General features: G+C 54.2%; 12 protein-coding genes and 1 tRNA gene. 9 read left to right on the top strand and 4 right to left on the bottom strand.

Annotation, left to right across the window (positions count from 1 at the left end; all coding sequences use genetic code 11):
* Window positions 1-123 precede the first annotated feature (123 nt).
* The 6 genes from lptG (at window position 124) to Q4A85_RS12570 (ending at window position 5,208) form a co-directional block, all read left to right on the top strand.
* Window positions 124-1,191: an LPS export ABC transporter permease LptG gene (lptG, locus tag Q4A85_RS12595; RefSeq protein ID WP_303110892.1), complete on the top strand. Its 1,068-nt coding sequence runs from the start codon at window positions 124-126 to the stop codon at window positions 1,189-1,191.
* Between the two features lie 97 nt (window positions 1,192-1,288).
* Entirely contained in the window at window positions 1,289-1,681 is a 393-nt protein-coding gene (gene rsfS, locus Q4A85_RS12590) for a ribosome silencing factor (protein WP_303110890.1), read from the top strand.
* Window positions 1,682-1,778: 97 nt separating this feature from the next.
* On the top strand, window positions 1,779-2,714 hold the full coding sequence (locus Q4A85_RS12585) for a tetratricopeptide repeat protein (protein WP_303110888.1): 936 nt from the start codon (window positions 1,779-1,781) through the stop codon (window positions 2,712-2,714).
* Between the two features lie 308 nt (window positions 2,715-3,022).
* Window positions 3,023-3,493 carry a 23S rRNA (pseudouridine(1915)-N(3))-methyltransferase RlmH gene (gene rlmH, locus Q4A85_RS12580; RefSeq protein ID WP_303110894.1) on the top strand — a complete coding sequence of 157 codons (471 nt, stop codon included), beginning with the start codon at window positions 3,023-3,025 and terminating at the stop codon, window positions 3,491-3,493.
* Window positions 3,494-3,602: 109 nt separating this feature from the next.
* Window positions 3,603-4,646, top strand: a complete 1,044-nt coding sequence (locus Q4A85_RS12575) for a TraB/GumN family protein (protein ID WP_303110886.1) — start codon at window positions 3,603-3,605, stop codon at window positions 4,644-4,646.
* A 199-nt stretch (window positions 4,647-4,845) separates the two neighbouring features.
* Window positions 4,846-5,208: a hypothetical protein gene (locus Q4A85_RS12570; RefSeq protein WP_303110884.1), complete on the top strand. Its 363-nt coding sequence runs from the start codon at window positions 4,846-4,848 to the stop codon at window positions 5,206-5,208.
* 251 nt (window positions 5,209-5,459) lie between these two features.
* Here the strand turns inward: Q4A85_RS12570 and Q4A85_RS12565 are convergent, their stop codons facing one another.
* From Q4A85_RS12565 to Q4A85_RS12555, 3 genes are all read right to left on the bottom strand, one after another.
* Window positions 5,460-6,974 carry a phosphatase PAP2 family protein gene (locus Q4A85_RS12565; protein ID WP_303110883.1) on the bottom strand — a complete coding sequence of 505 codons (1,515 nt, stop codon included), beginning with the start codon at window positions 6,972-6,974 and terminating at the stop codon, window positions 5,460-5,462.
* A gap of 87 nt (window positions 6,975-7,061) precedes the next feature.
* Window positions 7,062-7,145, bottom strand: a tRNA-Leu gene (locus Q4A85_RS12560).
* A 13-nt stretch (window positions 7,146-7,158) separates the two neighbouring features.
* Window positions 7,159-7,293 carry a hypothetical protein gene (locus tag Q4A85_RS12555; RefSeq protein ID WP_303110882.1) on the bottom strand — a complete coding sequence of 45 codons (135 nt, stop codon included), beginning with the start codon at window positions 7,291-7,293 and terminating at the stop codon, window positions 7,159-7,161.
* Between Q4A85_RS12555 and tig the strand changes: the two genes are divergently transcribed.
* From tig to fba, 3 genes are all read left to right on the top strand, one after another.
* Window positions 7,292-8,599, top strand: a complete 1,308-nt coding sequence (gene tig, locus Q4A85_RS12550; RefSeq protein ID WP_303110881.1) for a trigger factor — start codon at window positions 7,292-7,294, stop codon at window positions 8,597-8,599. The genes Q4A85_RS12555 and tig overlap by 2 nt on opposite strands.
* A 111-nt stretch (window positions 8,600-8,710) precedes the next feature.
* Window positions 8,711-9,331 carry an ATP-dependent Clp endopeptidase proteolytic subunit ClpP gene (gene clpP, locus Q4A85_RS12545; protein WP_303110879.1) on the top strand — a complete coding sequence of 207 codons (621 nt, stop codon included), beginning with the start codon at window positions 8,711-8,713 and terminating at the stop codon, window positions 9,329-9,331.
* Between the two features lie 548 nt (window positions 9,332-9,879).
* The gene (gene fba / locus Q4A85_RS12540; protein WP_303110877.1) at window positions 9,880-10,944 is read left to right on the top strand and encodes a class II fructose-bisphosphate aldolase; all 1,065 of its coding nucleotides are present in this window, start codon (window positions 9,880-9,882) and stop codon (window positions 10,942-10,944) included.
* 281 nt (window positions 10,945-11,225) lie between these two features.
* Here the strand turns inward: fba and Q4A85_RS12535 are convergent, their stop codons facing one another.
* The gene (locus Q4A85_RS12535) at window positions 11,226-11,492 is read right to left on the bottom strand and encodes a hypothetical protein (protein ID WP_303110875.1); all 267 of its coding nucleotides are present in this window, start codon (window positions 11,490-11,492) and stop codon (window positions 11,226-11,228) included.
* Window positions 11,493-11,577 lie beyond the last annotated feature (85 nt).

Raw genomic sequence — 11,577 nt, 5'->3', positions numbered from 1 at the left:
AGGGGCATGGATGGACCAAGATTGTCGCGATAGCTTGTTTTATTAATTTTTTATTTTGGGCAGCCTGAAAGTATAATTTTAGTTTCAGGCTGCTCTAATCATCATAAATTTTTAAGTATCACCATGAACCTTATCACCCGCTATCTCATCAAACGCCTTGCCATCGCTTCTTGCTACGCGCTGTTCGCCATTCTCGCGCTATACAGCTTTATTGACCTGATTAGCGAAACCAGCGTAGTTGGGCAGAACCAATACACGCTTTGGGTGGCAACAAAATACATCCTGATGCAAATGCCCGCCCGCGCCTATCAGCTGATGCCGCTTGCCACGCTCATCGGCGGGCTGATTGCGCTCAACCAGCTATCCAACAACAGCGAGCTCGCCGTGATTAAAACCAGCGGCTTATCCACCGCCAACATCATCGGCATCATCATCAAATTCAGCGCAATTTTTGCCATCGCCACCATTTTGCTGGGCGAATGGCTCGCGCCCGAGTTAAGCCGCCGTGGCGATGAAATGAAAGCCAACGCCCGCGCGGGGCAAATCGCCGCCGCCCACAACGGCATTTGGATTAAGCAGCAAGGCAGCATGATAAACGTTGCGTCCATGCTGCCCGACAACACGCTCGTTGGCATCAAAATCTGGCACTACAACGACCAATTCCAGCTCACCGAAGCCATCAGCGCGGAAAAAGCCACCGTAGCCAGCGGCAAATGGCAACTGCACAACACCCACAGCACCACCCTTGCCAACAACCGCGCCCAGCCGCAGCAGCAAGCCGAGCGCGAATGGCAAACCGACATCGGCAAGCCTTTGCTCAACGTATTACTCGTCAAACCCGAGCAAATGAGCTTCACCGCGCTCACCCAATACATCCGCTATCTCAAAGAAAACCACCAGCAAACCCAAGCCTACGATGTGGCATGGTGGAACAAACTTATCTACCCCATCGCCACCGTAGTCATGGCACTGGTTGCCCTTGCCTTTACCCCCAATTCAGGGCGGCACAGCAACATGGGCTTAAAACTGTTTGGCGGCATCTGCCTTGGGCTGCTGTTCTTTTTCACAGGGCGACTATTTGGCTTCACCACCCAGCTTTATGGCGTGCCCGCCATGCTTTCCGCCATCCTGCCCACCGCCGCCTTTGGCTGTTGGGCAATGTATCTGATTCGCAAACAAGAGCGGCGATAGGCAGCCTGAAACAATAGGCATAGGCACTTTCAGGCTGCCTTAATCCCCCCAAATTCAGTATAATTCCCCCATTTTTCCACCCCCATAAAGACACAACATGACCGAACAAGAACAGCAAAACCTAGAACACATGACCGCCATCGCCGTCAATGCCCTAGAAGACATCAAAGCCAAAGACATCATCGTGCTCAACACCAGCGACAAAACATCCCTATTCGCCCGCATGATAATCGCCAGCGGCGATTCCACCCGCCAAGTCAAAGCCCTAGCCAACAACGTTGCCGTTGATTTAAAAGAAGCAGGCTACACCATCCTGAGCAGCGAAGGGCAAGACAGCGGCGAATGGGCATTGGTGGATGCCGACGATTTAATCATCCACGTCATGCTCCCCGCCGTGCGCGATTACTACGACATCGAAGCCCTTTGGGGCGGCGAAAAACCCCAATTTCACGCAGGCGCAAGCAAACCGTGGCACGCCGCTGATAACTAACCCCGCAAACACTTTTCAGGCTGCCTAAACCCCATAGGCAGCCTGAAAACCATATAACCGTAAACATTCACGCTTTCAGGCTGCCCTACCCCCCACCATGACCCCGCACCAACTCAACGCCCAACAGCAACGCCACCGCACCCAAATCCAAAACTACCAACACCAGCAACTCGCCCAAGAGCTGCAAGACACCCACGACTACACCCAGCACACCCACGGCGAAACCAGCCCACAACACGCCCAAAGCCTGCTCAACCTTGGCGCATGGCACACCGCCAACGGCGATTACGCCGCCGCCGAACCCCTGCTCAAACAAGCCATACACATCTACCGCCAACACGACAACCCCACCACGCTCGCCCAAGCCCTAAACCAACTGGGCAACAACCAACTGCACACCGCCCAAGCCAGCGAAGCCCAACACAGCCAACAAGAAGCCCTATCGCTCGCCCGCGAAGCCGAACAAATCGCCCAAATCCACGACGACCTAGGCAACAGCTACTACGCCCAAGAAAACCTAGCCCAAGCCCTGCACCACTACGAACAAGCCGCCGCCCAATTTGAACGCCTACACGGCATGCACCACCCGCAAACCGCCCAAGCCTACACCCACGCCGCCGCCGTTTATCGCCAGCAAAACCACGCCACAGAAGCCCTATCCATCCTGCAACACACCGTGCAAACCCTAGAACAAACCGCCCCCGCCCACCACCCCAGTATCGCCCACGCCCATTGCGAATTCGCCGCCACGCTAGACGCGCTCAAACACTACCACCAAGCCGCCGAACACTACCACCAAGCCGCGCAACACCTTGCCCACCGTGTCGGCACAGACCACCCGCTCTACGCCAAATACCTTTCCCGCCACGCCTACCACCACCTGCAAACCCACCAGCCCGAGCAAGCCCTTGCCCAGCTCCACCAAGCCCTGCTTATCTTTATGAACACCTACGAAGAAGAGCATCCCATTATCTACAACACCATTCAAAACATCGTGTTGCTGATGATGACAGGTAACACGCCAAACGATTAAACAGCGGCACAAGTAGGGTGTGTGGCTGTGCCACGCACCGTGTAGCAAAGCCCAATGGCGTGCAAACAAGTAGGCATACCCTGCATACTGATTTAACTGGATATTTCAACATAACGACTACCCAACGGCAGCCTTATCCATTTGTCCAAATCTTTGATTTGGATATAAAGGGGTATACCGCAGCGCAACGCGCAAGGTTGAAAACACCTTAGCAACAAATGGAACGGCGACGGCTCGTCGCCATAAATGTCCCCACCCCACACCAGCCAACCCCATTTTCAGGCTGCCTTACCCCCCCACTCCCCACCATGAACATCACCATCCTAGCCGTAGGCACCAAAATGCCCCATTGGGTAACCGAAGCCGTAAACGAATACAGCAAACGCTTCGGGCGCGACATCCACTACACCATCAAAGAAATCAAACCCGAAAAACGCGGCGCAGGCATCAGCAGCGCACAAGGCATGGCAGCCGAAGAAAAACGCATCCTAGAAGCCCTGCCCGCCAACGCCCACATCATCGCCCTAGACGAGCGCGGCAAAGCCCCCACATCCGTAGAACTCGCCGAACACCTGCGCACATGGCAACAAAACGGCGCACACCCCTGCTTCATCATCGGCGGCGCAGACGGCATGACCGACAGCCTAAAACAACGCGCCCACCTAATGCTGCGCCTATCCAGCCTAACCCTGCCACACGGCATGGTGCGCGTGCTGCTCACCGAGCAACTCTATCGCGCCGTCTCCATTTTGAATAACCACCCCTACCACCGAGAATAAACCCCAAAGGCAGCCTGAAATAAAACATCAGCGGCTCGCCGGCAAATAGCGCATCCAAAGGCAGCCTGAAAACCGTAAGCAAATTTACCCGCCCACCCCAAGACCCACCATGAACAGCAAACACCTTAAACTCCTTATCGCCTTTATCGCCCTGCTGATACTCGCCAACATCGGCATCCAATTTTGGCAACCCAGCCCCGCCACCCCGCAAGCCAGCAAAAAATCCCGCCCAGCCAGCCCCACCCTCCCCCTACCCGCCCCCAAGCAATACAGCCCCACCCCCTTTGACTGGCACAGCGTCAAGCTAGAAAGCAACCTGTGGAAAATCAGCAAAGCAGGGCAAACCGATTCCTACCTGCTCGGCACCATCCACATTGGCAAAGCCCACGCCCAAATTAGCCCCGCGCTCAGCCAGCTCATCAACCAAAGCCAAAAAATCATCACCGAAGTCCCCAGCGACATCCCCGAAAGCACCCAACAAAGCATCGCCCAAGCCATGCTCAGCGACAGCCCACTCTCGCAAAAAATGGGCAGCCGCGCCTTCAACGCCCTAAAACAACGCATCCGCACCTACCCCAACACCGAACCGCTCGCCCAAAACCTAGACCAATATCAGCCATGGGCCATCTTTCTCACCACATTAAGCCTACGCGAAGCAGGAGACAGCAACGAAACAGGCGTGGACAACCTTATCGTCAGCCAAGCCATCGCCCAACACAAACCGCGCGGCAGCCTAGAAAGCCACATAGAAGCCCTTGCCTACTTCCACATCCTGCCCGAAGAACTCATCATCGCAGGGCTCAACGACTGGGCAAAACGCCCGCAAAAAGACGACGACAAAATCATCGCCGAAGCCTACGCCAACGGCAACTTCGCCCAAATCCCCGCCCTGATGCAAAAAGACACCGAGTTTGACCCCGAAAGCAGCCTTAGCCAAGCGCAACAACAGCAACTTGCCGACTGGTTCGTGCAACAGCTTATCGTTGCCCGCAACCGCAACTGGCTGCCCAAAATCCAAGCCGAAACCGCCAAACAGCCCACCCTGTTTGCCGTTGGCACAGCCCACCTGATTGGCAACCAAGGCCTAATCATGCTGCTGCGCGACAACGGCTACCAAGTTGAACCGCTGCCCAAAATAGCGGTGTGGCAGTAAGCAAAGGCAGCCTGAAAACCAAAAAGCAGCCTGAATACGGTTTTCAGGCTGCTGTTAGGATTTCGCAAAGCAAATAGGGTTGTGAGCTTGCTCACGCACCGTTTAGTAACAAGCAATGGTGCGTGGCAAAGCCACACACCCTACTGATGCTGTTTTTATTCTTACTATATATTTCAAGCTCCACAAGACTATTCATTCCATGAAACCGTTTACCCCATCTCTCGCCCTGATTACCGCCCTACTCGCCACCCCCGCATGGGCAATTAACTGCGCCGCGCTCAACCAACGCGCCCAAGCCACCGCCGCGCACCATCGCCCCGTGCTTGGCAAAATAGTTACCGCCCGCAAACCGCATTTTCACAGCGCACCCCACGCCGCCTGCAAAATCCCAACCTTTATCGTGCGCCACGACCACGTTGTCGTGTACCAAACCTATGGCGGCTACGACTACGCCATGTATCTGGACAAGAACAGCGATGCCCACGATGGCTGGCTCAAATCCAGCAGCCTGAAAACCACAGGCACAATGGGCGGCGCAGCATCCACAAACGATTTGCAATAGCCCAAAGCAGCCTGAAACGCAAAAAGCAGCCTGAATACGGTTTTCAGGCTGCCTTTTTTGCATTTGGGATTTGAATACTGTTTGATAGTGAGCGCATTCGTTTCTGCCACGCCACACCACACAAGTGAACCCAAAATGGCGCATCGGCACTCGCCGACATCTTGGCAAATCAGCACAGTTCATTTAATGCACTACTGGCGACAAATCGCCGCCGCTCCATTTTCAGGCTGCCTTTCGCGCTTTCAGGCTACCTACCCCTCAAACCGCTTCACATACCGCTTCTGCGCAAACCGCTGCACCGACCGCGCAAACAGCCGCACAATTTTTGCCGCCGCAGGGTCTTGCTGCTGGATGTGAGGCAGCCTGAAAAGCAGTTCGCGCAAATCCTGTTCGGCGTGCTGCTTTTGCTGCGCCAGCCACGCGGCAATGGTGGAATTTTGGCTGATTGCACGCCCATCGGCGACATCGGGCGCAAGCTGGGCGGCGTGCCACACTTCGGCGGGGATGTTGATGATGCCGCAGGCAAGGTCGTCATCCCAATCGCGCGTAGTGGAACACCATGCCAGCGCACGCACCAGCTCGGGAACGTGTGCCGCGCGGGTGGCGCATTGCTGGGCAATAAACAGCAGATTAAGCGATGAAATAAAGGTTTGGTTCATGTGCTGTTGCAACTGCGCTTGCGGGTAAAGCTGGTGATGCTGGGCGCGGTGGGCATCGGCTTGCATCAAGCGCAGCAGTTGCGCCACTTCGGCGTGCGCCTCGGCGTAGCTGGGCAGTTGGGCAAGCTGCTGGTTGAATAGATGCGCCAGCCCGGGCAGGTCGGAAAGCGCAGTTTCAGGCTGCCTATATGCCGTTTCAGGCTGCCTTAACGCGGGTTGGGCAGAATAAGCGGCGGCGTAGCTGTGCCATTGTTGGATGATTGGGTCGGCGTGTTGCTGCGGCGTGATGCTGTTGGCGGCGGCACTTGTTTTCAGGCTGCCTATCAGTACGCGGTCGCCATCCATAATGTCGTCATAGGCTTGCAAAAAGCAGTAGCCCGCAATCATCAGCTTGCTGCGCTTGGGGTGCAACGGATATTGGCTGTACAAAATCACGCTAATCAGCGCGTAACGCGGATGGCGGCAGGCGAACTGGATTTGGTTATCCAGCCAAAGCATCTGCGCTTGAAACCCCGCTTGCGTGCGGCAGGCAAGCTGGCGCATCGGCAGCCACAGCAGCCACGCCAGCGCGTTGCCCGCTATCAAATCCAGCAGATGATGCGCGTGGATGGTGAGCGTGCTGATGTTCACCGCCACGGCATAAAGCCACACAGCAAGGCGGCGCGGCGGCGAAACGGCGCGATGCAACATTGCCGCAGCGGTGGTGGCAAAGGCGCAATGCAGCGAAGGCAGATAATTGTGGCTCATGCCCATGCCGTGCGCGATGCGCAGCAGCGTTTGCCACGCGCCTTGCGGGTTTTCAGGCTGCATAAAGTGAACGTGAACAGGATAAAGCTGGAACGCGATGCTGGCGATAATCAGCTCGCTTGTGAGCAGCAAAAATAATCGCCATTGCGCGGCGGTATCCAGCTTGCACGCGGCGTAAAGCAAAAACAGCGGCAGGCTAATATAAAGCAGCGCGGTGGGCGCAATCAGCGGGATATGGCTGGTTAAAACCAGCGCAGGCGCGGGGTTGAGATACGCCGCAAGCTGGCTGCTGCCGCCAAACAAAACAACAAACAGCAGCGTAAACAGCAGGATAAGCGCATAGGCAGAAGTTCGGTTCATGGTGGGCAGCGATGGTAAAGGCAGCCTGAAAATCATATTTCAGCCAAACAAAAAGGACTGCTCGCAAAAGCAGTCCCGCAAATTGAATGCCCAGAAGAAGACTCGAACTTCCACGTCCTTACGGACACTAGTACCTGAAACTAGCGCGTCTACCAATTCCGCCATCTGGGCAAAGAAGCGCGCATTATAGTGCTGCGATGGGCAGCGCGTCAAGCGATATGTGGGCAAACGGCGCAAAATAGGTGCGAAACGCCCAGCCTTGTGATACACTCGCGCGTTTTATTTTCCACCAATAATCAACGAAAGAAAGACCAGCCATGAGCGCAGCAGTTGAAACATTAGAAAAATTGAAACGTAAAGTTATCGTATCTTTGTCTTGGTTAGACATCAACGAAGCCACCGATAAAGAGCTGAAAAAAGCGCAACGCCGCGTGCGCATCGACGGCTTTCGCCCTGGTAAAGCCCCTTTAAAAATGGTTGCCCAAATGTATGGCGCGAGCATTCAAAACGACGTGCTCAACGATTTGGCGCAACAAGCGTTCAACAAAGAAGCGCAAGAGCAAAACCTGCGCATCGCCGCCGTAACCAGCATTGAGCCTGTTGAAGGCGAAGAAAGCGCGGATGCGTTAAAAGTGGCGTTTATTTACGAAACCTTCCCCGAAATCACAATCGGCGATTTGTCTGGCTTAACCATTGAAAAAGTTACCGCCGAAGTGGGCGATAAAGAAGTGGACAACACCGTTGAAATCCTGCGCAAACAACGCACGCGCTACAACCGCGTGGAGCGCGAAGCGCAAAACGGCGACCGCGTGATTATTGACTTTGCAGGCAAAATTGACGGCGAGCCTTTTGCAGGCGGTTCGTCTGAAAACTACCCTTTCTTGCTGGGCAATGGCGAAATGCTGCCTGAATTTGAAGCAGGCGTACTGGGCTTGAAAGAAGGCGAAAGCAAAGACGTGGAAGTAAACTTCCCTGCGGATTACCACGGCAAAGACGTAGCAGGCAAAACCGCCGTGTTCACCATCACCGTGCACAATGTTGCCGAGCCTGAGTTGCCCGAAGTGGATGCCGATTTTGCCAAAACCTTGGGCATTGCCGATGGCGACGTGGCAAAAATGCGCGAAGAAATCAAGAAAAACGTGGCGCGTGAAGTGAAACGCCGCGTAGATGCCCGCAACACCGATGCCGTGATGGCAGCTTTGCGCAGTGCGCATTCATTTGATTTACCCGAAGTTTTTGTGAAAGACGAAGCGCAACGCTTGGCAGACGAAATGAAGCAAAACTTTGCACAACAAGGCTTGGATGCGTCCAACTTTGACTTGCCTGCCGATATGTTTACCGAACGTGCCGAGCAGCGCGTGGCATTGGGCTTGCTGCTGCCCACTTTGGTGGAAGAATTCAAACTGCAAGCCACCGATGAGCAAGTGAAAGCGATTATTGCCGATGTTGCCGATAGCTACGAAGACCCGCAAGAAGTGATGGATTGGTATTTTGAAGACCGCAGCCGCTTGGCAGGTCCAACCAACTTGGCGGTGGAAGCCAATGTGGTGGATTATGTGCTGGGCAAAGCCCAAGTTACCGAAAAAGCATTGAGCTTTGAAGAAGTGATGGGCGCAGCCGCTTAATCGCATCCGCCAAAAGCACCAAAGCGATTGTTTGCTTGGTGCTTTTTTGTTAGCGCGCATAGCCTTTCAGTCTGCCTATTCGTTATTATTATGCAAATTCAAGGAAAACCGATGTTACCCAATATTCAAAACAACACTTTAATCCCTACCGTGATTGAGCAAAGCGGGCGCGGCGAACGCGCGTTTGACATTTATTCGCGCTTGCTCAAAGAGCGGATTATTTTTCTGGTCGGTCCTGTGGACGACCACACCGCCAATTTGGTGGTGGCGCAGCTTTTGTTTTTGGAAAGCGAAAACCCCGATAAAGACATTTATTTCTACATCAACAGCCCCGGTGGCAGCGTTACCGCGGGCATGAGCATTTACGACACGATGAAGTTTATTAAGCCCGATGTGCAAACGCTGTGCTTGGGGCAGGCGGCGAGCATGGGCGCGTTTTTGCTGTCGGCGGGCACAAAGGGCAAACGCTTTGCGCTGCCCAATAGCCGTGTGATGATTCATCAGCCGTTGATTAGCGGCGGCTTGGGCGGGCAGGCTTCGGATATTGAAATCCACGCGCGTGAATTGTTGAAGCTCAAAGAGAAATTGAACCAAATGCTGGCGGAGCATACAGGCAAACCGCTGGAACAAATTGAGCGCGACACCGACCGCGACAATTTTATGTCGGCGCAGGAAGCGGCGGATTATGGTTTGATTGATAAGGTGATTACCACCCGCGCCGATGTGGCGTGATGTTTAGAACCTGTATTCACTATTTGCATAGGCATCTTTTATGGCATAAAAGATGCCTATGCAAATAGTGAATACAGGTTCTTAGCTTTTCAGGCTGCCTTGGATGTTTGGGGCAGCCTGAAATGTTTGTACGGCACTTCAATCTGAAACCTTTGCAAAATCTGTAACCGATGGAGCGTCGGTGGCTCGCCGACATCGTAGCAAACCAGCAATACTCTGTTTAATAAACCATTTGGCGGCGAGCCGCCGCCGTTCCATTTTAGGTTTCAGGCTGCCTAATGATTAACGGCAGCCTGAAACGAGAAACCGCGTTTTGGCAAACTGCGTGCCGTTATCATGGCAAGCAACAGCGCGTAATCACATGTAGTGCAAAAGGCAGCCTGAAACCGGATAATGCGCGTTTTGCTGCCGCCCAATCATCCGCTTGCAATCGCTTTTCAGGCTGCATTATCGCCCATCCATCGGCATCCAACGTTGTTTTTCGCCCTTTAAGCGTCTATAATCGCGCCCGTTGTTTTTTGCTACAACCCACTACAAGGAGACACAGAATGGCACTCGTATCCATGCGCCAACTTTTAGACCACGCCGCAGAGCACGGCTACGGCTTACCCGCTTTCAACGTGAACAACTTGGAGCAAATGCGCGCCATTATGGAAGCCGCCGACCAAGTGAACGCGCCTGTGATTGTGCAGGCATCGGCGGGCGCACGCAAATATGCGGGTGCGCCTTTTTTGCGCCATTTGATTTTGGCAGCGGTGGAAGAGTTCCCGCATATTCCCGTGGTGATGCACCAAGACCACGGCGCATCGCCCGATGTGTGCCAACGCTCTATCCAGCTTGGGTTTAGCTCGGTGATGATGGACGGCTCGTTGCAAGAAGACGGCAAAACGCCGTCTAGCTACGAATACAACGCCGAAGTAACCCGCCGCGTAGTGCAGTTTTCCCACGCTTGCGGCGTGTCGGTGGAAGGCGAAATTGGCGTATTGGGCAACTTGGAAACAGGCGAAGCGGGCGAAGAAGACGGCGTGGGCGCGGAAGGCAAACTGAGCCACGACCAAATGCTCACCAGCGTGGCCGATGCCGTGCGCTTTGTGCGCGACACCAATGTGGACGCGCTGGCGATTGCGGTGGGCACCAGCCACGGCGCGTATAAATTCACCCGCCCGCCCACAGGCGAAGTGCTGCGGATTGACCGCATCAAAGAAATCCACGCCGCGCTGCCCAACACGCATATTGTGATGCACGGTTCTAGCTCCGTGCCGCAAGAATGGCTGAAAGTCATCAACGAATTTGGCGGCGACATTGGCGAAACCTACGGCGTGCCCGTGGAAGAGATTGTGGAAGGCATCAAACACGGCGTGCGCAAAGTAAACATTGACACCGACTTGCGCCTTGCCAGCACAGGCGCGATTCGCCGCTTTATGGCGCAAAACCCCAGCGAGTTTGACCCGCGCAAATATTTGAGCAAAACGGTGGAAGCGATGAAGCAAATTTGCTTGGCGCGTTATCAAGCGTTTGGCTGCGAAGGCATGGCGGATAAAATCAAGCCCGTTTCGCTGGAAAAAATGGCGAACCAATATGCCAAAGGCGAGTTGAATCAGATTGTGAAATAGCAAGCATAGGCAGCCTGAAAGTTAGTTTTCAGGCTGCCTTCTATTCCCGATTTTCGCCATGTTGCACCAGACGGCATTTTCCGCAGCAGCCTGAATTTTGGCAGCGGACGCGAGCAAAGCCCTGTGATTATTTTGGGACAAATACCGCCGCGCTGATAAAGCAAGCGGCGAAGGCGTAGCGTTGGCGCGGGCTGTCGTTTGCGCCGATTGGGTTGGCTTGGCGCATAAAAAAGGCAGCCTGAAAACGGAAATAGCGTTTTCAGGCTGCCTTTTATGCTGCGTTAGCGTATCTCTACCAGCGTCCCTTTGTTGCGCGTGATAGAACCATCGGGCATCACGATATTGGTGTACGCCACGCCGTTTTTAAAATCGTCCACGTGCACCACGTGTTGTTTGGCGCGGCGCGTCCAGTAAATCATATACACGCCATCGCCCACTTTGGTGGTGGTAATCGCCACTTCATCGCTGTTTTTGCCATCGGGCGAAGTGAAGCGCAGTTTTTGGAGCGACAGAAAATCCAAACGGAATTTTTGATGCCCGAAATCCACAAAATAGGATTTGCCGCTGGCGATAAAATCTTTGGGGCTGTCCTAGATAACTCAGGAAATTCACATTAAGTTAGAATTTCCCCTA

The sequence above is a fragment of the Kingella sp. (in: b-proteobacteria) genome (assembly GCF_030527935.1).
GTDB lineage: Bacteria > Pseudomonadota > Gammaproteobacteria > Burkholderiales > Neisseriaceae > Kingella_B.
This window is presented reverse-complemented; position numbering and strand designations above follow the sequence as displayed.

What these genes read in the sequence shown, in the direction of transcription:
- Q4A85_RS12585 (WP_303110888.1), top strand. Translation starts at nt 1,779, where the DNA reads ATGACCCCGCACCAACTCAACGCCCAACAGCAACGCCACCGCACCCAA.
- rlmH (WP_303110894.1), top strand. Translation starts at nt 3,023, where the DNA reads ATGAACATCACCATCCTAGCCGTAGGCACCAAAATGCCCCATTGGGTA.
- fba (WP_303110877.1), top strand. Translation starts at nt 9,880, where the DNA reads ATGGCACTCGTATCCATGCGCCAACTTTTAGACCACGCCGCAGAGCAC.
- Q4A85_RS12555 (WP_303110882.1), bottom strand. Translation starts at nt 7,293, where the DNA reads ATGGCTGGTCTTTCTTTCGTTGATTATTGGTGGAAAATAAAACGCGCG.
- lptG (WP_303110892.1), top strand. Translation starts at nt 124, where the DNA reads ATGAACCTTATCACCCGCTATCTCATCAAACGCCTTGCCATCGCTTCT.
- rsfS (WP_303110890.1), top strand. Translation starts at nt 1,289, where the DNA reads ATGACCGAACAAGAACAGCAAAACCTAGAACACATGACCGCCATCGCC.
- clpP (WP_303110879.1), top strand. Translation starts at nt 8,711, where the DNA reads ATGTTACCCAATATTCAAAACAACACTTTAATCCCTACCGTGATTGAG.
- Q4A85_RS12575 (WP_303110886.1), top strand. Translation starts at nt 3,603, where the DNA reads ATGAACAGCAAACACCTTAAACTCCTTATCGCCTTTATCGCCCTGCTG.
- tig (WP_303110881.1), top strand. Translation starts at nt 7,292, where the DNA reads ATGAGCGCAGCAGTTGAAACATTAGAAAAATTGAAACGTAAAGTTATC.
- Q4A85_RS12565 (WP_303110883.1), bottom strand. Translation starts at nt 6,974, where the DNA reads ATGAACCGAACTTCTGCCTATGCGCTTATCCTGCTGTTTACGCTGCTG.
- Q4A85_RS12570 (WP_303110884.1), top strand. Translation starts at nt 4,846, where the DNA reads ATGAAACCGTTTACCCCATCTCTCGCCCTGATTACCGCCCTACTCGCC.